Source organism: Amycolatopsis sp. CA-211722, from assembly GCF_056828465.1.
The window spans coordinates 848,084-874,243 of the sequence record NZ_CP184752.1 but is presented as its reverse complement, the minus strand read 5'-3'; the positions used below and the strand labels follow the sequence as shown (position 1 = coordinate 874,243).

At 68.6% G+C, this 26,160-nt stretch carries 22 protein-coding genes; 11 read left to right on the top strand and 11 right to left on the bottom strand.

The features are described from left to right. Nucleotide 1: 1 nt before the first annotated feature. The 3 genes from ACOCEP_RS04300 to ACOCEP_RS04290 form a co-directional block, all read right to left on the bottom strand. Nucleotides 2-2,101: an MMPL family transporter gene (locus tag ACOCEP_RS04300; protein ID WP_482335876.1), complete on the bottom strand. Its 2,100-nt coding sequence runs from the start codon at nucleotides 2,099-2,101 to the stop codon at nucleotides 2-4. 109 nt (nucleotides 2,102-2,210) lie between these two features. Next, nucleotides 2,211-2,879, bottom strand: coding sequence for a response regulator (locus ACOCEP_RS04295; protein WP_482335875.1), 669 nt, complete (start codon nucleotides 2,877-2,879; stop codon nucleotides 2,211-2,213). Continuing rightward, nucleotides 2,876-3,952 carry a sensor histidine kinase gene (locus ACOCEP_RS04290; protein WP_482335874.1) on the bottom strand — a complete coding sequence of 359 codons (1,077 nt, stop codon included), beginning with the start codon at nucleotides 3,950-3,952 and terminating at the stop codon, nucleotides 2,876-2,878. The genes ACOCEP_RS04295 and ACOCEP_RS04290 overlap by 4 nt, the downstream gene beginning before the upstream one ends. An 84-nt stretch (nucleotides 3,953-4,036) precedes the next feature. Between ACOCEP_RS04290 and ACOCEP_RS04285 the strand changes: the two genes are divergently transcribed. From ACOCEP_RS04285 to ACOCEP_RS04270, 4 genes are all read left to right on the top strand, one after another. Further along, nucleotides 4,037-4,594 (top strand): ArsR/SmtB family transcription factor, encoded by a 558-nt coding sequence (locus tag ACOCEP_RS04285; protein ID WP_037341182.1) that lies wholly within the window; start codon nucleotides 4,037-4,039, stop codon nucleotides 4,592-4,594. After that, nucleotides 4,587-5,474, top strand: coding sequence for an SRPBCC family protein (locus tag ACOCEP_RS04280; RefSeq protein WP_482335873.1), 888 nt, complete (start codon nucleotides 4,587-4,589; stop codon nucleotides 5,472-5,474). Before ACOCEP_RS04285 ends, ACOCEP_RS04280 begins: the two co-directional genes overlap by 8 nt. A 9-nt stretch (nucleotides 5,475-5,483) precedes the next feature. Continuing rightward, the gene (locus tag ACOCEP_RS04275) at nucleotides 5,484-6,236 is read left to right on the top strand and encodes an SDR family NAD(P)-dependent oxidoreductase (protein WP_482335872.1); all 753 of its coding nucleotides are present in this window, start codon (nucleotides 5,484-5,486) and stop codon (nucleotides 6,234-6,236) included. A gap of 237 nt (nucleotides 6,237-6,473) precedes the next feature. Further along, nucleotides 6,474-7,901, top strand: coding sequence for an MFS transporter (locus ACOCEP_RS04270; protein ID WP_482335871.1), 1,428 nt, complete (start codon nucleotides 6,474-6,476; stop codon nucleotides 7,899-7,901). 46 nt (nucleotides 7,902-7,947) lie between these two features. Here ACOCEP_RS04270 and ACOCEP_RS04265 read toward each other — a convergent pair whose 3' ends face one another. Together ACOCEP_RS04265 and ACOCEP_RS04260 are read right to left on the bottom strand one after the other, a co-directional pair. After that, nucleotides 7,948-9,501 (bottom strand): acetolactate synthase large subunit, encoded by a 1,554-nt coding sequence (locus ACOCEP_RS04265; RefSeq protein ID WP_482335870.1) that lies wholly within the window; start codon nucleotides 9,499-9,501, stop codon nucleotides 7,948-7,950. Between the two features lie 12 nt (nucleotides 9,502-9,513). Next, nucleotides 9,514-10,896 carry an FAD-binding oxidoreductase gene (locus tag ACOCEP_RS04260; protein ID WP_482335869.1) on the bottom strand — a complete coding sequence of 461 codons (1,383 nt, stop codon included), beginning with the start codon at nucleotides 10,894-10,896 and terminating at the stop codon, nucleotides 9,514-9,516. 181 nt (nucleotides 10,897-11,077) lie between these two features. On the opposite strand from ACOCEP_RS04260, the gene ACOCEP_RS04255 reads away from it, so the two are divergent. Further along, complete coding sequence (locus tag ACOCEP_RS04255; RefSeq protein ID WP_482335868.1) at nucleotides 11,078-11,872, top strand: Calx-beta domain-containing protein; 795 nt, start codon at nucleotides 11,078-11,080, stop codon at nucleotides 11,870-11,872. Here the strand turns inward: ACOCEP_RS04255 and ACOCEP_RS04250 are convergent. Then, a complete protein-coding gene (locus tag ACOCEP_RS04250; protein ID WP_482335867.1) occupies nucleotides 11,856-14,843 on the bottom strand; it encodes an AfsR/SARP family transcriptional regulator in 2,988 nt (995 codons plus the stop codon). The two genes, ACOCEP_RS04255 and ACOCEP_RS04250, sit on opposite strands and share 17 nt — an antisense overlap. A 149-nt stretch (nucleotides 14,844-14,992) precedes the next feature. Between ACOCEP_RS04250 and ACOCEP_RS04245 the strand changes: the two genes are divergently transcribed. Further along, the gene (locus ACOCEP_RS04245) at nucleotides 14,993-15,979 is read left to right on the top strand and encodes a hypothetical protein (RefSeq protein ID WP_482335866.1); all 987 of its coding nucleotides are present in this window, start codon (nucleotides 14,993-14,995) and stop codon (nucleotides 15,977-15,979) included. Between the two features lie 63 nt (nucleotides 15,980-16,042). On the opposite strand, the gene ACOCEP_RS04240 is transcribed toward ACOCEP_RS04245, so the two are convergent. Continuing rightward, on the bottom strand, nucleotides 16,043-16,540 hold the full coding sequence (locus tag ACOCEP_RS04240; RefSeq protein ID WP_038508763.1) for a DUF3830 family protein: 498 nt from the start codon (nucleotides 16,538-16,540) through the stop codon (nucleotides 16,043-16,045). Next, complete coding sequence (locus ACOCEP_RS04235) at nucleotides 16,540-17,790, bottom strand: aspartate aminotransferase family protein (protein ID WP_482335865.1); 1,251 nt, start codon at nucleotides 17,788-17,790, stop codon at nucleotides 16,540-16,542. Before ACOCEP_RS04235 ends, ACOCEP_RS04240 begins: the two co-directional genes overlap by 1 nt. Before the next feature lie 88 nt (nucleotides 17,791-17,878). Here ACOCEP_RS04235 and ACOCEP_RS04230 point away from each other — a divergent pair, with 88 nt between their 5' ends. The 3 genes from ACOCEP_RS04230 (at nucleotide 17,879) to ACOCEP_RS04220 (ending at nucleotide 21,397) form a co-directional block, all read left to right on the top strand. Next, complete coding sequence (locus tag ACOCEP_RS04230) at nucleotides 17,879-19,342, top strand: NAD-dependent succinate-semialdehyde dehydrogenase (RefSeq protein WP_482335864.1); 1,464 nt, start codon at nucleotides 17,879-17,881, stop codon at nucleotides 19,340-19,342. Next, entirely contained in the window at nucleotides 19,339-20,412 is a 1,074-nt protein-coding gene (locus ACOCEP_RS04225; RefSeq protein ID WP_482335863.1) for a tartrate dehydrogenase, read from the top strand. The genes ACOCEP_RS04230 and ACOCEP_RS04225 overlap by 4 nt, the downstream gene beginning before the upstream one ends. Nucleotides 20,413-20,920: 508 nt before the next feature. Continuing rightward, the gene (locus ACOCEP_RS04220) at nucleotides 20,921-21,397 is read left to right on the top strand and encodes a DUF4262 domain-containing protein (RefSeq protein ID WP_482335862.1); all 477 of its coding nucleotides are present in this window, start codon (nucleotides 20,921-20,923) and stop codon (nucleotides 21,395-21,397) included. Nucleotides 21,398-21,401: 4 nt separating this feature from the next. Here the strand turns inward: ACOCEP_RS04220 and ACOCEP_RS04215 are convergent, their stop codons facing one another. Genes ACOCEP_RS04215 through ACOCEP_RS04205 form a run of 3 tightly spaced genes read right to left on the bottom strand, consistent with a single transcriptional unit; the run spans nucleotide 21,402 to nucleotide 23,652 of the window. Next, on the bottom strand, nucleotides 21,402-22,094 hold the full coding sequence (locus ACOCEP_RS04215; protein WP_482335861.1) for a GntR family transcriptional regulator: 693 nt from the start codon (nucleotides 22,092-22,094) through the stop codon (nucleotides 21,402-21,404). Nucleotides 22,095-22,097: 3 nt separating this feature from the next. Beyond that, a complete protein-coding gene (locus tag ACOCEP_RS04210; RefSeq protein WP_482335860.1) occupies nucleotides 22,098-22,868 on the bottom strand; it encodes a maleate cis-trans isomerase family protein in 771 nt (256 codons plus the stop codon). A gap of 43 nt (nucleotides 22,869-22,911) precedes the next feature. Next, nucleotides 22,912-23,652 carry a maleate cis-trans isomerase family protein gene (locus tag ACOCEP_RS04205; protein WP_126735675.1) on the bottom strand — a complete coding sequence of 247 codons (741 nt, stop codon included), beginning with the start codon at nucleotides 23,650-23,652 and terminating at the stop codon, nucleotides 22,912-22,914. Between the two features lie 100 nt (nucleotides 23,653-23,752). On the opposite strand from ACOCEP_RS04205, the gene ACOCEP_RS04200 reads away from it, so the two are divergent. Beyond that, nucleotides 23,753-24,742 (top strand): D-2-hydroxyacid dehydrogenase, encoded by a 990-nt coding sequence (locus tag ACOCEP_RS04200; RefSeq protein WP_482335859.1) that lies wholly within the window; start codon nucleotides 23,753-23,755, stop codon nucleotides 24,740-24,742. A gap of 8 nt (nucleotides 24,743-24,750) precedes the next feature. Beyond that, a complete protein-coding gene (locus ACOCEP_RS04195) occupies nucleotides 24,751-26,127 on the top strand; it encodes an amidase (protein ID WP_482335858.1) in 1,377 nt (458 codons plus the stop codon). The last annotated feature ends 33 nt before the right edge of the window (nucleotides 26,128-26,160 follow it).

Here is a 26,160-nt window from a genome sequence, read left to right as displayed (position 1 = left end):
GCTAACGCGACGCCGGTTCCAGCGCCACGTGCGGCAACCGCCGGTCCAGCCACCGCGGCAGCCACCACGCGCGTCCCCCGAGCAGCCGCATGACCGCGGGCACCACGAGACAGCGGATCACGAACGCGTCCACCAGCACCGCGACCGCCAGCCCGAGGCCGAACTGCGCCAGCATCCGATCGGGGTTCAGCAGGAACGCCCCGAACACCACGATCATGATCGCCGCCGCGGCCGTGATCACCCCACCGGTCGAGGCGAGCCCTGCACGGACAGCGTGGCGCGCGTCGCCGGTGAGCCGCCATTCCTCGTGCATCCGGGACACCAGGAACACCTCGTAGTCCATCGAAAGCCCGAACACGATCGCGAAGATCAGCACTGGCACGAACGCCTCGATCGGTCCCGCCTGCGCCCCGAACAGGCCGTCGCCGAACACCGCCGTCATCACGCCGAGCGCGGCGCCGATGCTCAGCAGGTTCAGCACGGCCGCCTTGAGCGGGATCAGGATCGAGCGGAAGACGACCATCAGCAGCAACGCCGACAGCCCGACGACCACCAGCACGAACAGCGGCAACCGATCACCCACCGCGTCCGCGAAATCCACCGCCGCCGCGACACTCCCGCCGACGAGGTACTCGCCCGGCAGCTCCGGCAACACCTCCGTCCGCAGCCGTTCCACCAGATCGGCGGTCGCCTCGTCCTGCGGCGAAGACGTGGGGAAGGCGAGAACCGTCGTGACGCCCTGCCCCATCGGCGGTGTCACCTCCGCGATTCCTGGCGTGGCTTCGAGTTTTCGTTGCAGCGCGGCACCTTCGCCGTTCTCGGTGACCACGACCAACGGCTCGCTGAAGCCGGGGCCGAAACCCTCCGCCATCAGGTCGTAGGCCTGCCGGGTGGTCGAGGTCTCCGGGTCTGTGCCCGAGTCGGCGAATCCGAGGCGCATACCGAGCGCGGGCAAGGAAAGCCCGACGAGGACGAGCAGCCCGATCGCGAGCGGCACCACCGGACGTCGTTGTACCGCGTCCCCGAGCTTGCCCCAGGCCTTCCCGTGGTCGCGTTTCGCGGCGTGCTTGCGGATGCCCTTTTCCAGGCGGCGCCCGAAAAGCGAGAGCAGCGCGGGCAGCAGGGTGATCGAGGCCAGCATCGTCACGAGCACGGTCAGCGCGACCGCGAGAGCGACCCCGCGCAGCGAACCGAGGCCGAGCGCGAGCAGGCCGAGGAGCGCGATGATCACCGTGCCACCGGCGAACAGCACCGATCGTCCCGCGGTGTCCAGCGCCCGCCGCGCCGCCTGCTCGCGGTCGAGACCGGCCAGGATCTCGCCGCGATAGCGGGAAAAGATGAGCAGCGCGTAGTCCACGCCGACGCCGAAACCGACCAGCATCATCAGCGGCGCCGTGTAGCTCGCGATGTCGACGAACCTGCTGACGAGCACGATCACGCCGAGAGTGCTGCCGACGGCGAAGATCGCCGTGATCACCGGGAGCCCGGCGGCGAGGATCGAGCGGAACAGGAAGACGAGGATCACCAGCGCGGCGAGCAAGCCGACACCCTCCGACGGGCCGCCGCCCCCGCTGGTCCGCTTGATCGGCTCGCCACCGAGTTCGACCTGGAGCGCCGTGGTCTCCGCCTTCTTCGCTGTGTCAACGACGCGCACGATGTCGTCGTACGGCAGATCTTTCGATTCGAGGTCGAAAGCGACTGCCGCGTAACCGATCGTGCCCTCACGTGAGATGGCCGACGGGGTGTCGAACGGACTCGTCACCGATTTCACGTGCGGCTGATTCCGGACTTCGGCGAGCATCGTGTCGATCGGTCCGTGTGCGGTCGCGAGTCCGCCCTCGGTCTTGAAGACGATCTCGGCCGTCGCGCCGGTCTGCGCGGGGGCCTGCGCTTTGAACAGGTCCGAGATCTGCTGGGATTCGGTACCCGGCAAGGAATGGTCGTCGTGGTAGGCGCTGCCCGCCAGCTGTGAGCCCAGCGTGACACCGACGAGGGTGAGCAGCCAGAGCGAAACGGCGAGCCAGCGGTGGCGCTGAGACCAGCCTGCCAGCTTCGAGAGACCGCCCCCAGGCCGCCTATCGGAAAGAGTGATGGTGTCCATGGCGGACAGCATCGGCTTTTCCCGGGCGCATATCGTCGGGCCCGGGCGGGCACTCGGGCCGCAACTTCTGGGTACCCCTAAGGCGCTTCCCGTACTACCGGGGTTGTGGTCACGGGGTCAACCAGCGCGGGGTGACCATGCCCGATTCGTAGGCCAGCACGACGAGCTGCGCGCGATCACGGACGTCCACCTTGGTCATGATCCGGCTGACGTGCGTCTTCGCCGTCGCCGGGCTGAGCACCAGTTCCTTCGCGATCTCGTCGTTGGACAGACCGGCCGCGACCAGGCTCATCACCTCGCGTTCCCGTTCGGTGAGGCGGTTCAGGGTGGGCGAGGGCACCGGCCGATCCACGCGAGAGGCGAATTCGGAGATCAGGCGGCGGGTGATCGACGGCGCGAGCAGCGCGTCGCCCCTGGCGACCACGCGGACACCGTGGATCAGCTCCTCCGGTTCGGTGTCCTTGACCAGGAACCCGCTGGCACCCGCGCGCAAGGCGCCGTAGACGTCCTCGTCGAGGTCGAAGGTGGTGAGGATGACGACCTTGGTCCCGGCCCGCGCCGGATCTTCGAGCAGGTGCCGGGTCGCGGTGAGCCCGTCCATCACCGGCATCCGGATGTCCATCAGGACGACATCCGGTTCGTGTTCTCGCGCCGCTTCGAGGGATTCACGCCCGTCGGCCGCTTCGGCGACCACACTGATGTCGTCTTCACCGTCCAAAATGGATTTGAACCCGGCGCGGACCAGCCGCTGATCGTCGACCAGCAGGACCCGGATCATCTCTTCACCCGCAGCGGAAGCCGGGCGCGCACGCGGAATCCGCCGTCCTCGCGCGGGGCCGCGGTGAGTTCACCACCGAGTGCCTCGGCCCGTTCGGTCATACCGCGAATCCCGTTGCCGGGTTTCGCCGTGCCTCCCCGGCCGTCGTCGTCGATCTGCACGGACACATCATGGGGCGTGTAGCCGATCCGCACCACGACGGTGTCCGCGGCGGCGTGGCGGGCGACGTTGGTCAGCGCCTCCTGGACGACACGGAAGGCTGCGTGTTCGACGTCGGGCGGCAGTTCTGTCGCCGTTCCGTCGATCTCGGTCCGGACCGTCAGCCCGTGCGCGCCCGCCGACTCGGCGAGCTCGGCGACCCTGGCCAGGCTGGGGGTGTCCGCCTGCCGCAGCATGCCCAGGGTGGCGCGGAGCTCGCGCAACGCCTCCTTGCTGGTCTTTTTGATCGTGGTCAGTGCCTCCTCGGATCTGGCCGGATCCTTGCCGTGCAGGGCGGCGGCCGCCTGGACGTTGATGAGCGCCAGATTGTGGCCGAGGACGTCGTGCAGTTCGCGCGCGATCCGTAGCCGCTCGTCGGTGGCCCTTCGCTGTGCCTCGGCCTCCTTGGTGCGCTCGGCTTCTCTGCGGTAGAACGTCACGGCGCCGACCGCGACCAGCGCGATGAACCAGCCCGCCATCAGCAGGAACGCGAAGTCGTCCACCTGTCGTGACGCGCCTGCCCCCGCTTCGCCGATCGCGACGCCGCCCATCGAGACCGCCGCGACGACCGCCGCGCTCCGGATCCGGCCGGTCGAGGCGTTGTTGTACAGCGCGAAGGCGAACGCCAGCAGGACGAACCCGTCCGGATCGGTCTGCGGGTAGTAGATCGCGCAGCACACCGCGGTGAAGATCGCGACGGGGAGCGGGTACCGGCGGCGCAGGAACAACGCCGCGCAGGCGAGCGCCACGCAGACCCAGCCGACGGCCGCGTTGCGCGGTGTCTCCGCGCCGTCCCCGAGCGAGACCACGACGGAGCCCGCGATCACCGCCGCGGTGACCGCGATTTCCGCCGCGTACCGCCGCAGGATCGCCACACGACGAGAGTAGCGCGATCCAGGCCGATTGACAAAATGGATTTTTACGTTCAAACTGTTTTTTGTGATCAAGGGTGTGACGCCGTGAAGGATGTGGAGTACCTCGATCGGCTGGAGCAGGCGGAGGCGCTGCTGAAACCGCAGCGGGTGGATGTCCTGCGGCAGCTGGCGGAGCCGCGGTCGTGCACCGAGGTGGCGACGGTGCTGGATCAGACTCCCCAGCGGGTCTATTACCACGTGAAGCGACTGGTGGAAGCCGGTCTCGTGAAGCAGGTGTCGGAGCGCAAGGTGCGCGCCGTCAGTGAGGGCGTGTACCAGGCGACAGCCCGGTCGTACTGGCTGTCACCCGGACTTGTCGGACGGCTCGGCCCGCGGGTGGCGCGGGACGAGCTGAGCCTGGGCTACCTGGTGGACCTCATGGAGGAGGTCCAGGCGGACGTCGCCGCGCTCGACCGGGCCGCGCCGGAGCTGCCGTCGATCGGTGTTTCCGGCGAGATCCGGGTGGAGCCCGAGCGGCGCCAGGAATTCCTCGACGAACTGAAGACGACTTTGCAGGACCTGTTCACCCGCTACGGCGGAGCGGAAGGCGACGCCTTCAAGCTCGCCGTGGCCTGTTACCCGAAGGGAGACGCCCGTGACTGAACCGACGAAGTTCCAGGTGCGCCTGCGCGCGCCGATCGACGAGGTATGGCACGCGCTGACCGATCCCGGCGCACTGCGCGAGTGGCTTTCCGAGTACGCGGAGGTCGACCTGCCGTCCCGGTACGAGTTCTGGGGCCGCTACACGCCGGACGGCGATCGGCCGCGCCAGCGGCTGCTGCTGGCCGAGGACAACGTCCTGCGGTTCGCTTGGGCCGTCGGCGGGAAGGAGACCGTCGTCGAGATCGCGCTGACGGAAGACGGGGACGGGACGTCCTTGTCGTTCAGCCAGAGCGGTCTGCCGGACTACGCCGCCATGCTCGCCGACCCGGACTCGTCACTCGGCATGATGCACACGTTCTGGGCGCTTTCCGTCTCGAATCTCGTCGATCACGTCGAAGGACGGCCGCTCACCGCCCGCTGCGACCTCACCTCCCCGCTGATGAGCGAAGAAGTGCGGATAGACGCACCGCGCGGTGAGGTCTACTCCTCGATCGCCGATCCCACCGTCTTCACGCGCTGGTTCGGTGCCCGGATCGAGGCGGAGCCCCAGGTCGGCGGCCGCTGGGCGATGGGGTCGCTGGAACGGGACCCGGATCCGGCGAAGATCGTCGATCTGGTGCCCGATTCGAAGATGTCGCTCGCGTACCAGGACGGGGTCGTCGCCACGTGGGAACTGGAGGACTCCGGCGGCGGGACGAAGCTGACCTTCGTCCAAAGTGGATTCTCCGACGAGAAGCCGCCGTACGGCATGTGGATGGGCTGGCTCAGCGGGTTGGCCGAGCTGCGCAGGTTCCACGAGCTCAGCCCGTGGCGCCCGTTGTGGATCGATGTCCAGCTGGAGGGAACACCCGAAGGACTCATCACCTTGGACGAAAAATAGGAGAAAGCGATGTTGCTCGAAGGCAGGAACGCGATCCTCTACGGTGCGGCGGGCGGGATCGGGTCCGCGGTGGCCCGCGGATTCGCCAGAGAGGGTGCGACCGTCCACCTCACCGGTCGCACGCTGAAGAAGCTCGACGCGTTGGCCGACGAAATCCGGGCGGCGGGCGGGAAGGCGGAAACGGCGGAGTTCGACGCACTGGACGAAGCCGCCATCGTCGAGCATGCCGCTTCGGTGGCTGACGCGGCGGGCAGTATCGACATCTCGATGAACGTGATCACGCACAACGACGTTCAGGGCACTCCGCTGGTCGAGATGTCGTTGGAGGACTTCGAAAGCCCGGTCCGGACGGCGGTGCGGACGAATTTCCTCACCGCGCGGGCCGCCGCCCGGCACATGATCGGACAGGGGTCCGGGGTGATCCTGATGTTCGGCGGCGACGGTGATCCGCTGCCGGGATACCACCTCGGCGGGTTGCAGGTCGCGTTCAGCGCGATGGAGGCGTTGCGGCGCGGGCTGGCGTGCGAACTCGGGCCGCAGGGCATCCGTGTCGTGACCCTGCGCACCGGCGGGATCCCGGAGACGATTCCGGCGGGCGCCGGGCTCGACGACGCCATCCGTGACATGGTCGCCGCGACCATGCTCAGGCGGACGGCGTCGCTCGAAGACGTCGCGCGGGTGGCCGCCTTTGCCGCGTCGGATCACGCGCGCAGCATGACGGCGACGGCGTTGAACATCAGCTGCGGTGCGATGGTCGACTAGCCTCCCGCCGGCCGAAGCCAGCGGTGCGTGGAAACGACTACTTCCGCAACACCGACGGACCCTGCGTCGATCGGCCGAGCCCGGCAGAGGGAGCGGCCGCCTCCGAAAGGCGGTTCTCCTGGCTACAGCCAGAATCGCCGCGGTACCTGTCGGGCCGTGATGGGTTCGCGCTGGCTGTGATCCCGTCGGTCAATCGTTCACTGAGAAGGGTGGTGCTGTGTAAGGTCGGATCATGGGATGCGCATGGTGAAACCGGTCGGACGGGCACCTTCGCCCCGGATCTTCGTGGTCGTGCTCGCCACTTGCGGGCTGGTGGCCTCGTTCATGCAGACTCTCGTCGTTCCGCTCATTCCCGCGTTTCCCCGGCTGCTCGACGCGACCCCTTCGGACGCGTCGTGGGTGGTGACGGCGACCCTGATCGCCGGAGCCGTGGTGATGCCGGTGAGCGGCCGCCTCGGTGACCTCTACGGCAAACGCCGGTTGCTGCTGATCAGCCTCGGCTTCCTTGTCGCCGGTTCGGTGGTGTCCGCGCTGACCAGTTCGCTCGCGCTGATGGTCCTGGGGCGAGGGCTGCAAGGGTGCGCGATGGGCGCGATCCCGCTGGGCATCAGCATCATGCGCGACGAACTCGCGCCGGAACGGGTCGGCGCCGCGATCTCGGTGATGAGTTCGACGCTCGGCGTCGGCGGTGCCATCGGGCTCCCGGTGTCGGCGCTGGTCGCGCAGAACGCCGACTGGCACGTCCTGTTCTGGGCGTCGGCGGGGCTCGGGCTCGTCTGCGGCCTGTTGATCCTGTTCGTGGTGCCGGAGTCGCCGGTGAAGACGCCGGCGCCGTTCGACTACCTCGGTGCGGTGGGGTTGACGGCTGGACTGGTCTGCCTGCTGTTGCCGATCGTCAAGGGCGGCGAATGGGGCTGGGGCAGCGGCCGCACCCTCGCCTTCGCGGGGAGCGCGGTGGTGATCCTGCTGGTCTGGGGCGCCTACCAGTTGCGGCGGCGTGATCCGCTCGTGGACCTGCGGGTCTCCGCGCGGCGGCCGGTGCTGTTCACCAACCTCGCGTCGATCATGATCGGGTTCGCGCTGTACTCGATGGCGTTGTCGTTCCCGCAGTTGCTGCAGGCACCCGCGTCGACCGGCTACGGCCTCGGTCTGACCATGGTGCAGGCCGGGCTCTGCCTCGCGCCGAACGGCCTGGTCATGTTCATGCTGTCGCCGGTTTCGGCCCGGCTCATCGAGCGCTACGGACCGCGTACGACGCTGATGGTCGGCGCGACCACCATCGCGGCCGGATACGCCTTCGCGACCGTGTTGATGGACAACGCCTTCGAGCTGATCACGGCGTCGATCATCATCGGCGGTGGTGTGGGCATCGCTTACGCGGCCATGCCCGCGCTGATCATGGGTTCGGTCCCGGTCACCGAGACCGCGTCCGCGAACGGGCTGAACTCGCTGATGCGCTCGGTCGGCACGTCGACGTCCAGCGCGGTGATGGCGTCCATGCTCGCGTCGCTGGCGATCACCGTCGGTGGGGTGTCCGTCCCGTCCGCGGCGGGGTTCCGGCTGAGCTTCGTGGTCGCCGCCGGTGCGGCGCTCTTGGGGCTCGTCTTGACCGTTTTCGTGCCGAAGCAACGCCAGCCGGAACCACTGGTCGCCTCGGTCCGCTGACGCCCTGCGTGCGACGAGAGGACTCATCGCACGCAGGACGCTTCGCTCAGAAGAGCGTCGGAACGATCGCGTCGATCAGGTGCGGGCCGGGCTCGGCGAGCGCACGCTGGAACTGCTCGGCCAGCTCCTCCGCCGTCGTCGCGCGGGTCGCCGGGACGCCCATGCCTTCGGCGATCTTGACGAAGTCCATGTCGGGGCGGGAGAGGTCGAGCAACTCGTTCGCCTTGGGTCCGTTGGCGTCCGCGCCGACCCGCTGCAGCTCCAGCCGCAGGATCGCGTAGGCGCGGTTGTTCAGCAGGACCGTGGTGACGTTGAGATTCTCCCGCGCCTGCGTCCACAGCGCCGAAATGGTGTACAGCGCGCTGCCGTCGGACTGCAGGTTGATCACCGGCCGGTCCGGCGCGGCGACGGCCGCCCCGGTCGCGACGGGCATGCCGTAGCCGATCGCGCCGCCGGTCAAGGTCAGCACGTCGTGCCGCGGCGCGCCCGCGGTCGCGGCGGGCAGCAGCAGACCGGAGGTGTTCGCCTCGTCCGCGATGATCGCGCGTTCCGGCAGCAGCGCGCCGATCACGTCGACCCAGTTCTGCGGCGTCAACGGCCCGGACGGCAGCGCCGGCCGGGAGGCCTGCTGCAGCACCGGCTCCGTCTCGGCGGCGACCAGGTCGGCGACGTCGTTCAGCGCTCGCGGCACGTCTTGCGCGATTTCGGCCAGCACATGGACCTGTGCGCCTTCGGGAACCAGGTTGCTCGCTTTGCCGGGGTAGGCGAAGAACGAAACGGGCGCCTTCGTGCCGGCGACGATCACGTGCTTGATCCCGTCGAGCTGGTACGCGACCTGCTCGGCGAGGTAGCCGAGCCGCTCGATCGTCGGCAGGCCTTCGCCCCGTTCGAGCCGGGCGGGGAAGGTCTCGACGAACGCCTTCACGCCGGTCGCGGCCGCGATCCGGCTGGTCGCCCGCAACCCGGCCTCACGGCAGCCGCCGCCGCCGACGAGCAGCGCGACCGGTTCACCACTGGCCAGCACCTCGGCGATGTTCTTCACCGTCGTCGCGTCGACGACCTGCGGGATCCTCGGCGGGATGGGCGCGCAGGTTTCGCCGCCCTCACCCCAGGACGCGTCGGCGGGGAGGATCAGGGTCGCCACCTGTCCGGGGGCGTCCTGGGACGCCGCGACCGCCGCCGCGGCGTCGGCACCGACGTCCTTCGTGTGCTCGGAGCGGCGGACCCAGCCTTCGAGTGAACCGGCGACGGCTTCGATGTCCGATTCGAGCGGGGCGTCGTACTGCTTGTGGTAGGTCGCGTGGTCACCGATCACGTTGACGATCGGGGTGTGCGCGCGGCGTGCGTTGTGCAGGTTCGCCAGCCCGTTGCCGAGACCGGGGCCGAGGTGGAGCAGTGTGGCCGCCGGCTTGTCGGCGATCCGTGCGTAGCCGTCCGCGGCACCGGTGACGACGCCTTCGAAGAGGCCGAGCACTCCGCGCATCTCGGGCACGGAGTCGAGGGCGGCCACGAAGTGCATCTCCGAGGTGCCCGGATTCGAAAAGCACACATCGACACCGCTGTCGACGAGCGTGCGGATCAAGGACTGGGCGCCGTTCATCTCACTCACTTTTCAAGCCCTCTCAGCGAAAAGAACGCCGGGGTTGAGGATCCCGGCCGGGTCGAAGCTCTCCTTGATCCGGCGCATCAGCGCGATCTTCGCCGGGTCCTCCAGATCGAGGAAGTAGCCGGATTTGGCTCGGCCGAGGCCGTGCTCGCCGGAGATCGCACCGCCGAGTTCCATGCCGAGCGCGAAGATGTCGGTCAGCAGCTGCTTCCGCTTCTCCGGGTCCTTGCAGAAGATGGCCAGGTGGACGTTGCCGTCGCCGGCGTGCCCGCAGCCGAGCGCGCCCGACTCGCGCGACAACGCCATTTCCCTCGCCTTGCGCAGGAACTCGGGCATGGCGGAGCGCGGGACGACCACGTCGATGACGTCGTCCGCACCGGCCGCCTTGGCCGTCCAGAACGCCTTCTCGCGCGCCTCGATCAGTTTGCGCGCCGACGGGCCTTCCAGCACGTACACGTCCATCGCGCCGACGTCACCCAACAGGCCGCCGAGTTCTTCGACGTCGGCGTGCAGCCGGTCGTTGTCGCGATTTTCCAGTGCCACCACCAGATACGCCTGCGCCTTGTCACGGATGGCGTCCGGGACACCGAGGCTGAGCTTCTCGTTGTAGCTGATCGCGGCGAGCGTCAGATTGTCGATGTACTCGAGGATATGCGGCGCGAGCCCGCTGGAGATGATCTTCGGGACGACCGTCATCACCTCGTCGAAGGTCTCGAACGGGGCGAACACCGTGGCGCCGTGCGGGAGACGCGGGTACAGCTTCACGATGACCTCGGTCGCGAGCGCGAGGGTGCCTTCGGAGCCGATGATCAGCTGGGTCAGGTCGTACCCGGTCGACACCTTCGAGGTCTTGCCGCCGGTCCGGATGATCTCCCCGGTCGGCAGCACGGCCTGCAGGCCCACGACGTTGTGCCGCGTTACGCCGTACTTGACCGCGCGCATGCCACCCGCGTTCGTCCCGACGTTGCCGCCGACGCTCGCGCTCAGCTCGCCGGGGTAGACGGTGTAGCCGAGTCCGGCTTCCGTGGTCTTTTCGTCCAATTCGGACAGTGTGACACCGGGCTGGACGACGGCGACGTGGTTCTCGGTGTCGATCTCCAGTACCGCGTTCATGCGCTCGAAAGAGATCACCAGGCCGTCCTCGCGTGGCCGTGCGCCACCCGAAAGTCCCGTGCCCGACCCTCTCGCGGTGACCGGCACGCCGTGTTCACTCGCCGCCTTGAGCAGCTCCGCGACCTCCTCGGCGCTTCCCGGTTTCGCCAGGTGAGCGGGCCGCTGCGCGGTGGTGGTCAAAGCCTCGTCGTGTGCGTAGTCCTCGGGGATCGCCTCGCCCGAGAGCAAGTTCGTGTCCCCGACGATCTCGGCGAACCGTGCCGCAACATCGCCCATCGACTGCCCTTCCTCACGCCTCATTGCCTGGTTACCGAAGCGTAGTACGTCGCGGGCGAGGATGGCCATGAATCTTTTTCATGTTTGCTCGCCACAACCTCGTGACAACCTCGCTCGGTTACCCATGTCGCAGCGGGCCGGGCGGCTCGCCGGAAGGGGTGGACGCTCGATGGGATCCAGGATGAGACGGATCGCGGCGCTGGGGGCGGCGCTGGCGATCACGTTCGGGCTCGCGGTACCGGCGGCCGAAGGCAGGCAAGAGGGCTGCGCCGCGCCCGTGGCCGACGTCAGCGGAGTCAGCCAGGCCGAGGGGACGAGCGCCGGATACACCACCCTTGTCTTCACCGTTTCACTCACCGACGGCGGCTGCGTGCCGCAGGGCACGGTCGAATACCGGACGATCGAAGGCAACGGCTCACCGGTCGATCCGGCGTTCATCGCGAAGGAGAGCGTCGACTACCTGCCGCGTGCGGGCACGCTGACCTGGGCCGGGCGGGCGGAAGCGCACACGATCGCCGTCAAGGTCCGCGCCGATTCCCTGGCGGAGAACGACGAAATGTTCTCCCTGCAGCTGTACGGCGGGAAAGGGGTGCGGATCGGGCACAGCGTCGGTGTCGCCTGGGTGGCCGACGACGACAAGGTCAAGACCGCACCTCTGGCCACCACCCAGGAAGGCGAGATCTGCTGGTCGATTCCGCCGAACTTCGCGCTGGGCACGACCACCTGCAAGGTGCCGCTCGTGCTTTCCCGGCCGTGGCTCTCCGGACCGCTCACGATCCGCTACCGCACCGACGGCTCCGCTCACGAGCCGGTGAAGGACGGTGTCGTCACCTTCCAGCGCGGCGAGACCAGGGGATACGCCGAACTCGCGATCGTGCCCGGGCGAACGGGCAAGGCGCTGGTCGAGTTCTTCGAGCCGTCGCAGGGCCGGCTCGTGTACGCGACCTCGACCGTGGTGATCAGCCCCGCCGGGTGACGAGGTCGGCGTCGGCCGTCGCGTTCGCCCGCCGGTACAGCTCGATCGCTCGAGCCCAGTGGGCGGCCGCGGCGGCCGTGTCGCCGCACCGCGCCTCCAGATCGCCGAGGTCGCGGTGCAGGTGGGCTTCCTCGTACGGATCCGGGACGCTCGCCCGGACCGCGACGCCGCGCTCGAGGTTCTCCCGCGCCGCGGCCAGATCGCCGAGTCCCAGATGGGCGCGGCCGAGCCGGTCGAGCGCGGCCGCCTCGCTGTGCCGGTTCCCGACGTCGCGGCTGATCAGCAGCGCCTGGTCGAAATCGGCCCGTGCGGCCCGGAAATCCCGGCGGGCGAGGTGGACCTGGCCGGCGTGCAGCAGTGACTCCCACTCCTGCCACCGGTCTCCGATCGCCCTGGACGCGGCCAGCGCCTTGCCGAGATGGTCCAGCGCGACGTCGTGATCGCCGAGTTCCTCGTAGGCTTCGCCCAGCGTGTCCAGCGTGGCCGCTTCCAGCCGGGCGTTGCCGAGTTCGCGGAACGTCTCCAGCGCGGCCGTCAGTGGGCTGAGCCCGTCCATCGGTTGGCCGCGGCGGATGTAGGCGTGGCCGAGGTTGCGCTGGGACAGGGCCCGCCCGAGCCGGTTGCCCGCCGAGGTGCACCGCTCCACCGCCAGCCGGTACGCGGTGATCGCCTCGTCGAACCGGCGCAGCGCGGCGTAGGCGTTCGCGGTGTTGTTGTAGATATGCCCTTCGCCCTCCGGATCGCCCGCCGCGCGGGCGGCCTTCAACGCGCGGGCGTTGGTTTCGAGCGCGTCCGTCAACCTGCGGGTCATGAAGTAGGCCGCGCCGAGCGCGCGCAGCATTTCCGCCTCCGCCAGCGGATCGTCGAGTTCGGCGGCCGCCGCGGCCCCCTCGCGGCAAAGCCCGATCCGCTCGTTCCAGCCGCCCGTGGTGTCGTAGAAGCTGGTGAGCAGATAGGTGAGCTGCCAGGCCGCGGTGTTGCGGCCGTGCTCGCGCGCGAACCGCACCACGGGGAGAAGATTCGCTCGCTCGGCCCCCAGGAACGCCAGCGCCGCACGCCTTTCCGCCGGAAACGGCCGTTCGGGCGCCGGGTGTCGCAACGCCGGGGTGACCAGATCGCGGTTCGGGTCGATGATCCGGTTCGCTTCGGCGGCGACATGCAGGTACCAGTCGATCAGCCGGTCCGCGGCCTCGGTACGGGTTGACGCCGTTTCGTCGGCGCGGGCGCACGCGACGGCGAATTCGCGGATCAGATCGTGGCGGCGATAGCGGTCTTGGCCCGCCGGGGTTATCAAGTGTGCCGCGGACAGTGCGGCGGCCGCGGCTCGGCCTGCTTCGGCGGGAACGCCGCACAGCGCACTGCCGAGCGAAGCACTGAACGACGTCCCCGGGATCAGCCCCGAAAGCCGGAACAGCCGGGCGGGAGCCTGGTCCAGTGGCAGATAGGCGCTCGCGAGGACGGTTTTGACCGTTCGTGAATCTCCTTGCACCGCAAGGGTTTCCAGTCGTCCGGCCCCGGTGAGCTCCGCGGTGAGCTCCGCGATCGGACGGCCCGGTTCACCGGTCAGGCGGGCGGCGGCGATCCGCAGTGCCAGCGGCATCCCGTCGCAGAGCCTGGCCAGGCGCGCCGCCTGTGCGGTTTCGCGCATGACCCGGTCGGCGCCCAGCACCCGGGTGAGCAGCGTCATCGAATCCGGATCGGCCAGCGCGTCGAGGGCGAACACGCGAACGGCGTGCCTGCTGCCGAGCGCGGCCAGGGTCAGTCTGCTGGTGACGATCAGCATCGTCTTCGTCGTGCCGGGGACGAGCGGAAGGATCTGGTCGACCCCGCCCGCGTTGTCCGCGACGATCACGCAACGCTTCCCGTGCAGCAATGAGCGGTAGAGCGCAGCGCGTTCGGCCGTCGCGTCGGGCAGCCGGTCGTCAGGAAGGCCGAGCCCGCGCGAAAGATGGGCGAGGGCCTCGCCCGGCGAGACCGCTTCCGCCGGATCGTGCCCGGCGAGGTCGAGGAAGAGCTGGCCGTCGGGGAAGCGGTCCGCGATGGAATGCGCCCACTGCACGGCCAGCGCTGATTTGCCCATCCCAGCCGCTCCGGAGATGACCACGACCGGCGGCTCGGCGTCGTCGAGGAGCCCGTCGAGCGAAGCGAGCTCCTGCTGCCGCCCGGTGAAGTGCCCGACGCGGGCGGGGAGCTGCGCGGGCGCGGTGCCCCGTGCGGGCGCGTCGAGTTCAGGCGCCCGGCGCAGGATCGACGTATGCAGTTCGACCAGTCCGGGGCCGGGGTCGACACCGAACTCGTCGGCCAGCCCCCGGCGCACCGCCTGGAAGGTCTCGAGTGCCTCGGCATGCCTCCCGCAGCGGTGCAGGGCGAGCATGTGCAGCGCGGCCAGCCGTTCTCGGTAGGGCTGCTCGGCCCGGAGCCGCGGAAGTTCGCGGAGGACCTCCTCGTGATCGCCGAGCCTGAGCTCGGCGTCCCAAAGCTCTTCCCAGGCGGACAGCCGCAATTCCTGGAGCCGTTCGACCTCGCGCAGTCCCCAGCCGTCGAGTTCGGCGTCCGCGAAGGCTCCGCCGCGCCAGAGGCGCAACGCCTCACGTAACGCCGCCACCGCCTGGCCCGGATTGCTCCGCTTGGCGGCACGAAGTTCTTCTTCGAACCGGAGAGCGTCGACAGAGGACGGCGCCACCGCCAGGACGTACCCGGGCTTGCGGGTGAGCAGGACCGGCGGGAAACCACAGTCCTCCAATGCCTGCCGGATCCGGGCGACATGACTGTGCAGGGTCTTCACCGCGGTGCGTGGCGGATCTTCTCCCCAGAGCACGTCGACCAGGCGGGGGATCGGGACGACCGACCCCGCGTGCAGGGCGAGAACGCCGAGCACGGCTCGCTGGCGGGCGCCGTGCAACTCCGCCCGCCCGGTGGGGCCGATCGCTTCGACCGGGCCCAGCACCCGTAGTTCCCCTGGCCCGGGCACCCTGCTCCCTCCGGCATGTGACCCCGGTGAGCGTATCCGGGCGAAGACCCACCGAAATCGGCCAATTAGGGCACACGATCTCGACAACCCCGCCACAACCGGTCTGGCCGACGGTCAACGGGTCGAATGTTTCGCGCAAGGAGGGGAACATGATCAGCAGGAATCCGCGGCGCCGCCGGACGCTGCTCGCGTCGGCCGTCTTGGCCGTCGCGACACTGTTCGCGGGTGTCGCACCGGCGGTGCAGGCCGCGCCCGAGGCCCGGGCCGACGTCTTCATCCGGGACAACACGTCCGACGTCGGATTCGAGCCTTCGACCGGATCGCTCTACTCCAGCCCCGACGTCAGGGTGTGTTTCTCGCCGACGATCCTCTGTGCCACCGACGATCCGATCGTCCAAGGGGGCCTCGCCTACATCCACGTCACGCTGAACAACCCCGGTCCGTACGGTGACGCGCTCGAGAAGGGGACACTGCAGGTCTACTACACCAAACAAGGCACTGTGGCCCAGTGGCCGAGTCAGTGGACCTACATCGGTTCCGCCACCAACGTGAGCGTGCCCTATGGCACCAAACGGGTCGTCATCCCGTGGAAGGTCCCGCTCGGTTCGCACTTCTGCTTGCTGGCGCGGTGGCTTTCACCGACCGACCTGCCGACCGAGGGCCTGAGCACGTCGGCGAACGCCCGGAACAACAACAACATCGCCTGGCACAACGTGAACGCCGTACCGTTCAAAATCAAGATCCCGGAGTTCCGGCCGATCGTGTTCGGCTGGGACGGGCCCGAGCCCACGGCGGTCGGCGACATCGTCTTCACCCAGCCGGGCAGGCCGTTCACCGGCCCGGGACGGATCACCATCGATCTCGGCCCCGACCTCGCCACGCGCTGGCGGGCGGCGGGCGCGAAGGGAGAGGGCGTCGAGCGGGTCGGTGAGACCGAGCTGGCCATCGTGAACCCGCAGCGAGCCCGGATCAGCGGCCTGACCTTCAAATCGGGCGAACAGGTGGGCGCCAAGCTGAGCTTCACCGCAGGCGCCGAAGCGGCCGGCGGGCAGTACACCGTCCACGTGACCCAGGTCGACCAGCGTGGTGACGAGGTCGGCGGCGTCGAATACCGGCTCAGCGAAGCACGGCAGTAAAGCCAGGGTGGGGTGCCGGCCCGTGGGCGGTGAGGGTGCGAAGCCCGCACCGCCCACGGGTTTTCACGCGCGTGCGAAGGAAAGCGTCTCGCCCTCGACACCTCGCAGCCAGAGATCTTGAGCGGCCTCGGCCATTTCCGCCAGCCCCTCCTCGATCGTCGCGAACACGTTGCCGGGGACCCATCCCGCGTCGCCGTTGATCAGCAGGTTGTTGCGGCCGTAGAAGATCGCGAGGTCCGTCGCGCCCTGGTCGCTGTGCGCCTCGCTGTCCTCGTCGTAGCCGTACGCCGGGTTGCCGATCTCCCATGCCTCGAACCCGAAGTACACGACATCTCCCGGAATCGGGGTGACCGTCGGGTTTTCGCGGCCCGGCTTCGGCTCGGCGAAGGGTGGAACGAGCGTGTAGACCTCATTGCGCGCGTACTTCGCGTGGTACGCCGAACCGCTCTGCGGCAACGCGTCCCAGACCGCGCGGCAAGTCCGCGGGGCTTCGGCGTCGAGCAGGCGAGCCCGGCAGGACACTCCGCGCTTGTCGAGCGTGATCGTGATGTAGCGGGCCATCACTCGACCCCCGCCACCACGTCACCCCAGATACGCAGCGCTTCGTCGACCTGTGCGGAGTCGACGATCAGCGGCGGCACCATCCGGACGACGTTCATGTACGCCCCGCAGGTCAGCAACAGCAATCCGTTGGCGGAGGCGGCTTTCTGGGCCGCCTGGGCCTTCGCGGTGTCCGGTTCACCGTCCGGCGTGGTGAATTCGGAACCGACCAACAGCCCCAGCCCGCGGACGTCTCCGATCGACGGAGACTTGTCCGCGATCACCCGCGCGCCCTCCAGGAGCTGGCGTCCTCGTTCGGCGGCGTTCTCGACCAGGCCCTCCCGCTGGATCACCTCGAGCGTGGCGATCGCCGCCGCGCAGGCCACCGCGTTGCCGCCGTAGGTTCCGCCCTGGGAACCGGGGAGCGCCTTCGCCATCAGCTCCTCCGACGCGGCGATACCCGAGATCGGGAACCCGCTCGCGAGGCCCTTCGCGATGAGCACGATGTCCGGGCGTACCCCGAAATGCTCGTGCCCCCAGAACTGGCCCGTCCGGCCGAAGCCGGTCTGGATCTCGTCCATCACCAGCAGGATCCCGTGCTTGTCGGCGCGTTCCCGCAACCCGGCCAGGAACTCGGTGTTCGCCGGGACGTACCCGCCCTCGCCGAGCACCGGTTCGATGAAGAACGCGGCCGTCTCGTTCGCCGCGCAGACCGTCGCGAAGAGGTAGTCGAGCTCGCGCAGGGCGAACTTCGTCGCCGTCTCCTCGTCCCAGCCGTAGTGGAACGCGTACGGGAAGGGGGCGACGTGCACGCCGGACATGAGCGGCGAGATCCCGGCGCTGAACCGGGTGCCCGACGTCGTCATCGTCGCCGCCGCGACTGTCCGGCCGTGGAACCCGCCCTGGAAGACGATGACGTTGGGCCGCTTCGTCGCCTGCCGCGACAGCCGGAGCGCCGCTTCGACCGCCTCGCTGCCCGAGTTCGCGTAGAAGAGTGAATCCAGGCCTTCCGGGAGGACACCGCCCAGCTTCTCGGTCAGCTCCAGCATCGGCTTGTGCATGACCGTCGTGTACTGCCCGTGGACGAGTTTGCCGATCTGCTCCCGCGCCGCGCTCACCACGTGCGGGTGGCAGTGGCCGGTGCTGGTCACGCCGATACCGGCGGTGAAATCCAGGTGACGTTTGCCATCGGTGCCGTAGAGGTAAACCCCTTCACCGTGGTCGACCACGACCGGCGTTGCCTGCTTGAGCAGCGGTGATAGCTGGGCCATGGGCTGCGCTCCTAGGTCGGCTGAGCTGTTGTCGATTGTTGACAATATCCATAGCATGGCGTTCGGGACAACATGGAGGAGCGTTGGGATGAGCTCGATCAGTGAGGCCGGCGTGGTCACGTCGGTCGGCAAGGAACTGTTCATCGGCGGCAAGTGGGTGCCCGCCACGGACGGGAGGACCTTCCCTGTTCTCGACCCCTCGACAGGTGAAGCCCTGTGCGAGGTGGCCGACGCCTCACCGGCGGACGGTGTCAGCGCACTCGACGCGGCCGTCGCCGCACAGGCCGACTGGGCGAACGTCGCCCCTCGTGAACGCGGCGAGATCCTGCGCCGCGCCTACGACCTGCTGATCAAGCGCGCCGACGAACTCGCGCTGCTGATGACCCTCGAGATGGGCAAACCGCTCGCGGAGTCGAAGGGCGAGATCACCTACGCGGCCGAATTCTTCCGCTGGTTCGCGGAGGAGGCCGTCCGGATCGACGGTGGTTACGCCGTCGCTCCCAACGGATCGGGCCGCTTCCTCGTGACGAAGCAGCCCGTCGGCCCGTGTCTGCTGATCACGCCGTGGAACTTCCCCATGGCGATGGGCACCCGCAAGATCGGGCCCGCGGTCGCGGCAGGCTGCACGATGGTCATCAAACCCGCTGCTCAAACCCCCCTTTCGATGTTGGCCCTCGCGGCGATCCTCGCCGAAGCGGGACTGCCGGATGGCGTGCTGAACGTGCTCACCACGTCGGATTCCGGCGGCGTGATGGAGCCGTTGATCCGCGACGGTCGGGCGCGGAAGCTCTCCTTCACCGGCTCGACCGGTGTCGGGCGGAAGCTGTTGGAACAGTGCGCGGACAAGGTGCTCCGCACTTCGATGGAACTCGGTGGCAACGCCCCCTTCCTCGTCTTCGAAGACGCCGACCTCGACGCCGCTGTCGACGGCGCCATGACCGCGAAGATGCGCAACATCGGCGAGGCGTGCACGGCCGCGAACCGGTTCTATGTCCAGCGAGGCATCGTCGACGAGTTCTCCCGGCGCCTCACCGAGCGCATGGAGGCCTTGCCGATGGGGCGGGGCACCGAGGAGGGCGTCGTCGTCGGACCGCTCATCGACGAAGCCGCCGTCGAGAAGGTCAGCGGCCTGGTCTCCGACGCCACCGAGCGAGGAGCGCGCGTCCTCACCGGCGGGTCCACAGTGGACAGGCCGGGCAACTTCTATCAGGCCACGGTGCTCACCGACGTGCCCAAGGACGCCAGGCTCGCTTCGGAAGAGATTTTCGGGCCGGTCGCCCCGATCACTCCGTTCGACAGCGAGGACGAGGCCATCGCGGCGGCGAACGACACCGAGTTCGGTCTTGTGTCCTATGTGTACACCTCCGATCTCAAGCGGGCACTGAGGGTGTCGGAACGGCTCGAAGCCGGCATGATCGGCCTCAACCAGGGGCTGGTTTCGAATCCGGCGGCGCCGTTCGGCGGTATCAAGCAGTCCGGGCTCGGCCGTGAGGGCGGCAGCGTCGGCATCGACGAGTTCCTCGAGACCAAGTACATCGCGGTGGCCCTGTGACTTCTCGAGCAGGGACCTCCTATCGGATCGCGAGCATTCCCGGCGACGGGATCGGTGTGGACGTCACGGTCGAGGCCCGCAAGGTCCTCGACCGTGCGGCGGCATCGCATGGCTTCTCCTTGTCGTGGACGGAGTTCGACTGGAGCTGTGAGCGGTACACCAAAACCGGGGCGATGATGCCCGCCGACGGGATCGAGCGGCTTTCCTCTTTCGACGGGATCTTCCTCGGTGCCGTCGGCTTTCCCGGCGTTCCGGACCATGTTTCGTTATGGGGTCTCCTCATTCCGCTCCGGCGCGCGTTCAGCCAGTACGTCAACCTCCGGCCGGTCCGGCTGTTGCCGGGGACGACGTCGGCTCTGGCCGGCCGCGGCGCCGACGAGCTGGAGATGGTGATCGTCCGGGAGAACTCCGAGGGCGAGTACTCGGAGATCGGCGGCAGGCACAATCGTGGGCTGGGCAACGAGTTCGTCTTACAGGAATCCGTGTTCACGAGAGTCGGGGTCGAGCGGATCATCCGCTATGCCTTCGAACTCGCGAAGACACGCACGGGGCGGGTCTGTTCGGCGACCAAGTCCAACGGGCTCATCCACTCGATGCCGTTCTGGGACGAGATCTTCGCCGAAATCTCCGCGGAGTATCCGGAGGTGCACGCCGAGCAGTGTCATGTCGACGCGCTCGCCGCGCGGATGGTGCAGGCGCCGGACCGGCTCGACGTCGTGGTGGCTTCCAATCTGTTCGGCGACATCCTGAGCGACCTGGCGGCGGCCGTGACGGGCGGGCTCGGAATGGCACCTTCGGGCAACATCAATCCGACCGGTGAGTTCCCTTCCATGTTCGAGGCGGTGCACGGCAGTGCTCCCGACATCGCCGGACAGGGCATCGCGAATCCGGTGGCGCAGATCCTGGCCGGGGCGATGCTGCTCGACCATCTCGGGGAAACCGTTGCGGCGCAAGATGTACGCGCGGCGGTGGAGAAGGTTCTCGAGGAGGGGGCCGTGCAAACCCCCGACCTCGGCGGGAAGTCCACCACCGCCGAACTCGGGTCCGCGGTGGTCGCCGCTCTATCTTGAACCATCAGCACGGTGGCGTGTCAAGTCCTGGAAGTCCTGAACGGTCCATTCACGACTTTCGAGTACATGAAGGCCCCCTTCCTTGCGCCTAATGCAAGGAAGGGGGCCTTCATGTACTCGATTTCCAGACCGTCGAGCCGCCGCTCACGCACTGCGGGCGACAGTCGCCTTAAGACTCGACGGCTGTGTCGCGAAAGCCACTGTCAGGACTCCTGACGTCTCGAAAGTGGCTTTCGCGACACTGGTCGGGTTCAGGGAAGCGCCGGATTCGCCTTGCGAGGCAAGGTGGTGGCGTTCGAGCGCCGGTCGCGTGGATCCAGTGCGCGACCTGTGCGTTGGTCTTCGAATTTTCTCGGACAAGAGAAAATGTTGCCCTGAAAGGGAATCTCGACGCTGGGCGGCCGTCGAAAGGCCTTTCGTCGCCGCTCCGTCGACCCGGTGCGCGAGTTTTTGTCGGTGCCCCGGTGCACAGTGTCGATCATCGGTTTCGACGACTTGAGGAGCGCTGATGTGCTGGCATTGCGACAACCCCGGGAAGACCCGCGCCGACTACCTCGTCGAGGAGGTGCGCCCGCTGATCCGGAAGTACGGCTGGATGGTGCAGACGGTCGAGCGCGGCACAGTCCAACCGGGCTTCGCGTACACGGTCGGGCTCACCGACGCCGGGCTGCCGGAACTCGTCGTCACCGGCCTGCGGGAGCGAAGATCCGGCCAGCTGCTGAACTATTTCGCCCAGCAGGTGGTTCGGTCGGGGCCTCCGGAGGCGGGTGAGCTGCTGCCCGCCGCGGTGGGATGGCCGTCGTTCGAGGTCGTTTCGCTCAGTTCGCCGTCGGCGCATCTGCTCACCGCCGTTCTCCTGTACGGCGAAGAGTTCCGCGCGCTGCAGCTGGTCTACGAAGACGAGTGCGGCAATTGGCCCTGGGACAGGGATTTCCGCGGCGGGACGGGCGGTCAGCCGGTGCTGGGGGTGCGGGGCCGTGGCTGAAAGCTCAAGGTACTGCGGGAGCTTCGCCTTCTCGCAGGCTGGTTCCCGGGGCCAGCCGCTGGACGGCGTCCTCCATATGGGCTTCCAGCAACGACAGCGCCGTCTCCTCGTCGCCGGCTCGCAGGGCTTCGATGATCCTGGTGTGCTCGGTGACCCGTTCCTCGACCCGCTGATAGGTCCCCTGCAGGGCGGTGAGGCACATCCGGGTCTCGATCAGCAGGGTCCGGGCCATGCGGACGAGCCGTTTGCTGCCGGAAGCGGCGATCAGCGCCTCGTGGAAACGGAGGTCCGCCCAGGAGAGGGCGGTCGGGTCGTCGTCGTCCGCGGCGGTGGCCATGGCGCGCACGGCCTCTTCGAGTTCACTGGCGATCCGTTCCCTGTCTCCGCGCAGCGCCCGCAGCATCGCGGCGCGCTCGATGGCCGAGCGCGCGGCGTAGATGTCGTAGACGTCGCCGGGTTCGAGGTCGATCACGAACAGGCCGCGGTGGCGCTCGCTGCGGAGGAGCCCTTCGGAGACGAGGTGCTGCATCGCTTCGCGCAGCGGCCCCCGCGAAACCTGGAACCGGGAGGCCAGATCCGTTTCACCGAGCTGGGTGCCGGGAGGGAGGGCGCCGGTCATGATCGCGTCCCGCAACTGGCGCGCGATGATCCCGGCGGTCGACTCCCGGCTGACCGGCTCGATATCCGGCAAGGACATGGTTCAGTTGCCCCTTCTCCCGAACAGCGCGCCCAAGGTGCGGACGAGCGGCGACTTCCCGGTGAGCCGCAGCCCTTCCCAGACGGTGACCTGGTTGGCGGTCAGCACGGGCTTGCCGAGCCTGGTTTCGAGCGTGTTGATCTCGCCGAGGGTCCGCATGGCGGTGTCCGGGACGAGCAGCGCCTCGGCGGCCGGGTGGTCCCGGCTCACCGCGAGCTCGACGACGGCTTCCGGGCTGAGTTCGCCGACCTCGGCCGCGGTGTCGATGTCCGCGCTGCCCATCGAGACCACTTCGACCCCGCCCGCGCCGAGGAACTCGACGAACAGCCGGGCGACGTCGTCCGGGTAGCTGGCGGCGACCGCGACCCGCCGGACGCCGAGGGCCCGCGCGGCGTTGACGAAGGCGAAGGAAGTGCTCGACGCCGGGACGCCTGCGACGGCGGAGAGCCGGTCGGCCTGATCGCGGGCGCCTTCCCAGCCGTAGACGAAGCTGCCGCTGGTGCACGCCCACACCACCGCGTCGGGTTCGTGTTTGGCCAGGAGCGCGGCGCCGTCGGCGAGCCGGCTTTCGCTGCCGAGGTCCAGGAGCTCGGGCACGGCGTGCAGATCGGTTCCGTAGATGTGCTCGACCGGCAGCTTGATCCCGGCCATGTCCCCGCCGAGGAGCTGCTCCGCGAGCGGGTAGTCGTCTTCGGCCGCGTGATCGGGGTAGATGAACCCGATGGTGGTCGTCTCGGACGGCGGCTCGGGTGGGGCGAACGGCGTGATAGGCACGGAACCTCCGGAGGCAGATTGTCGACAATCGTAGGCGAAGAGGTCAGTCGACCTCCCGGAGCCACTTGCCGGGACCGACGATCGGCAGGTTCATCCGCCGGAGGCAGGCCCACATGGTGAGCTGATTCGCGGTGAGGACCGGTTTGCCGAGCGCGCTTTCGAGTGGCTCGATCAGATCGTAGGTGGGGAGGTTGGTACAGCTGACGAAGATGGCTTCGGCGTCGGCGTGGTCGGCGGCGAGGATGCGTTCGGCGATGGTCCGGTAGCTGACCTTCCAGATGCCGCCACCCAGGCCGAGGTGGTCGCTCGAGACGGTGTCGACACCGAGTTCGGCCAGGAAGTCGTGCAGCTTCCCGGTCAGGTCGCCGTCGTAGGGGGTGAGCACCGAGACCCGGTGGAGGTCGAGCTGATGCAAGACCTCCGCCAGCGCTCCGGACGTGGTGACGGCGTCCGTCGCGCCCGCGTCGCAGATCGCCTTCGTCAGAGAGCGTTCGTAGTCCACACCGTTGACGAAACTGCCGGAGGTGCACAGATAAGCGACGACTTCGGGCTCCACGTGGAGCACGTCCCGCGTGGCGGCGGCGAGATGCCTGCTGTCGCTGACGAGCTGGGCCATCTCCATGCTGACGGGCACGGGCTCGTACGGTGTCCGCGCCAGATGGAGGGAGACCTCCATGGGGACCCAGCGCCACAGTTCGCGTTCCAGGGCGAGGTCGAAGGGGGCGATCACGCCTATACCGCGCTGCGCCAACGGGCCTTCGAACTCCAGTAAGTCGAAATCCAAGTCTCAGCCTCCGGAAAGCTTCTGCTGTCACAGGTCCGGTGCTCCGGGGGTCGTTCCTCGGATTGTTGACAATCATACGAGCCACTTTTACGGTGTCAACGTGATCGCCTCGGAGACCCCTGTGCTGGCGGTGCTCTGCGGAGACACGCGCCCACCGGACATGCGCGCTATCGAAGCCGAAGCGGTGGTTCGTTACACCGACGCGGCCGGGCTGGCCGACGCGTTGCCCGGCGCCGACGCGTTCTTCGTCTACGACTTCCTGTCCACCGCCGTCCCGGGTGCCTGGCATGCGGCCGACCGGCTGGGCTGGCTGCACATCGCCAGCGCGGGCGTCGACCCGGTCCTCTTCCCGGGGCTGCAGGAGAGCGACGTCGTGCTCACCAACTCCCGAGGGGTGTTCGACGATGCGATAGCCGAGTACGTCCTCGGTGTGGTCCTCGCGTTCGCCAAGGATTTCGTTCGTTCGTGGGATCTGCAGCGGCAAAGGCAGTGGAAGCACCGTGAGAGTGAACGGATCTCCGGCCGCCGGGTCCTCGTGGTCGGCACCGGGCCGATCGGCCGGTCGATCGCGCGGCTGCTGCGGGCGGCCGGGATGTCGGTGGCGGGCGTCGGACGCCGTCCTCGTGAGAGCGATCCCGACTTCGGGGACGTGTACGCGTCTTCGGACCTCGCCCGTCATCTTCCCGGGGCGGACTACGTCGTCGCGGTCGCGCCACTGACAGAGCAGACGAAGGGCATGTTCGACGCCGAGACCTTCGCCGCGATGAAACCCGGCGCGCGGTTCGTCAATGTCGGCCGCGGTGAACTGGTCGTCACGTCGGATCTGATCGGCGCGCTGCGGGGCGGGTCGCTCGGCGGCGCGGCGCTCGACGTCTTCGACACGGAACCACTGCCGTCCGACAGTCCTTTGTGGACTATGGAGAACGTGCTGATCTCGCCGCATATGTCGGGCGACTTCGTCGGCTGGCGTAATACTCTGGTAGAGGTGTTCGCGGACAACTTCCGTCGCTGGCGCGCGGGGGAGCCGCTGCGCAACGTCGTGGACAAGCAGCTCGGGTACGTGCCGTCGGAGACGCTTCGCCAAGGTTAGGGGCCGGATTGAACGACACCAAGTTGACCGCGAGCGAGCTCGTCGCCGCGTACGCCACCGGAGAGCTGTCGCCGGTCGAGGCCACCCAGAACGCCTTGCGTGCCATCGAAGAACGGGACGGCGAGACCAACGCGTTCTGCCTGGTCGATGCCGACGGCGCGCTCGAACAGGCGAAAGCGTCCGAGATCCGCTGGCGGGACGGCAATCCGATCGGCTGGCTCGACGGCGTTCCGGCCTCGATCAAGGACATGTTCCTGACCCAGGGCTGGCCGACGTTGCGCGGTTCGCGGTGCATCGACCCGGATCAGCCGTGGGAAGTCGACAGCCCGGTCACCGCGCGGCTGCGTGAGAACGGCTTGGTGCTGCTGGGAAAGACCACGACGCCGGAACTGGCGTGGAAGGGAGTCACCGACAACACGCTGACCGGCATCACCCGCAACCCGGTCGACCCGTCGACGACGGCGGGTGGTTCGAGCGGGGGCAGTGCCGCTGCCGTCGCGGCGGGGATGGGCGAGCTCTCCGTCGGCACCGACGGCGGCGGCTCGATCCGGATCCCGGCTTCGTTCTGCGGAATCGTCGGGCTCAAACCGACGCACGGCCGGATCCCGCTGTTCCCGGCGAGCCCGTTCGGCCCGCTCTCGCACGCCGGGCCGATGGCGCGTTCGGTCGACGACACGGCGCTGCTCCTCGACGTCCTCGCGATGCCCGACCACCGCGACCCGGCCGCGCTCGCCCCGCCTGTTTCGACCTACCGCGAGGCCGTCCGCCGGGACGTGCGCGGGCTGATCGCCGCCTACTCGCCGACGCTCGGCTATGTCGACGTCGATCCGGAGGTCGCGGAGATCGTCAAGTCGGCGGTCCGGTCGCTGGGCGACGCGGGCCTGCACATCGAAGAGGCCGATCCCGGCTTCACCGATCCGAAAGCGGCCTTCGACATCCTGTGGTCGACGGGGGCGGCCAAGTGGCTGGACACCTTCCCCGCCGGTTCGGAAACGAAGGTCGATCCCGGCCTGCGGAAGGTGTGGGAGCTCGGCAAGACCTTCTCGGCGAGTGACTACCTCGGCGCCAACGCCGAGCGGGCCGCGCTGGGCATCCTGATGGGCGAATTCCACACGCGCTACGACGTGCTGATCACGCCGACCCTCCCCATCGCCGCCTTCGAAGCCGGGCACGAGGTGCCGCCGGGCAGCGGACTGAGCGGCTGGCCGGACTGGACGCCCTTCACCTACCCGTTCAACATGACCCAGCAGCCCGCCATCAGCGTGCCGGCGGGCCGCACGTCCCGCGGCCTCCCGGTCGGCCTGCAGATCGTCGGCCCACGGCACTCCGACGACCTGGTGCTCGCGGTCGCGAAGCTGCTCGAGGAGGTTCGCCCCTGGCCGTGACCTGCGGAAAGGGAGCAAGGGACCTTTGCTACC

Coding starts and splice junctions, on each gene's coding strand:
- ACOCEP_RS04300 (WP_482335876.1), bottom strand. CDS start 2,101: ATGGACACCATCACTCTTTCCGATAGGCGGCCTGGGGGCGGTCTCTCG.
- ACOCEP_RS04215 (WP_482335861.1), bottom strand. CDS start 22,094: ATGTCCTTGCCGGATATCGAGCCGGTCAGCCGGGAGTCGACCGCCGGG.
- ACOCEP_RS04295 (WP_482335875.1), bottom strand. CDS start 2,879: ATGATCCGGGTCCTGCTGGTCGACGATCAGCGGCTGGTCCGCGCCGGG.
- ACOCEP_RS04235 (WP_482335865.1), bottom strand. CDS start 17,790: ATGGCCCAGCTATCACCGCTGCTCAAGCAGGCAACGCCGGTCGTGGTC.
- ACOCEP_RS04230 (WP_482335864.1), top strand. CDS start 17,879: ATGAGCTCGATCAGTGAGGCCGGCGTGGTCACGTCGGTCGGCAAGGAA.
- ACOCEP_RS04260 (WP_482335869.1), bottom strand. CDS start 10,896: ATGGGCGATGTTGCGGCACGGTTCGCCGAGATCGTCGGGGACACGAAC.
- ACOCEP_RS04255 (WP_482335868.1), top strand. CDS start 11,078: ATGAGACGGATCGCGGCGCTGGGGGCGGCGCTGGCGATCACGTTCGGG.
- ACOCEP_RS04220 (WP_482335862.1), top strand. CDS start 20,921: ATGTGCTGGCATTGCGACAACCCCGGGAAGACCCGCGCCGACTACCTC.
- ACOCEP_RS04245 (WP_482335866.1), top strand. CDS start 14,993: ATGATCAGCAGGAATCCGCGGCGCCGCCGGACGCTGCTCGCGTCGGCC.
- ACOCEP_RS04240 (WP_038508763.1), bottom strand. CDS start 16,540: ATGGCCCGCTACATCACGATCACGCTCGACAAGCGCGGAGTGTCCTGC.
- ACOCEP_RS04270 (WP_482335871.1), top strand. CDS start 6,474: ATGCGCATGGTGAAACCGGTCGGACGGGCACCTTCGCCCCGGATCTTC.
- ACOCEP_RS04265 (WP_482335870.1), bottom strand. CDS start 9,501: ATGAACGGCGCCCAGTCCTTGATCCGCACGCTCGTCGACAGCGGTGTC.
- ACOCEP_RS04275 (WP_482335872.1), top strand. CDS start 5,484: ATGTTGCTCGAAGGCAGGAACGCGATCCTCTACGGTGCGGCGGGCGGG.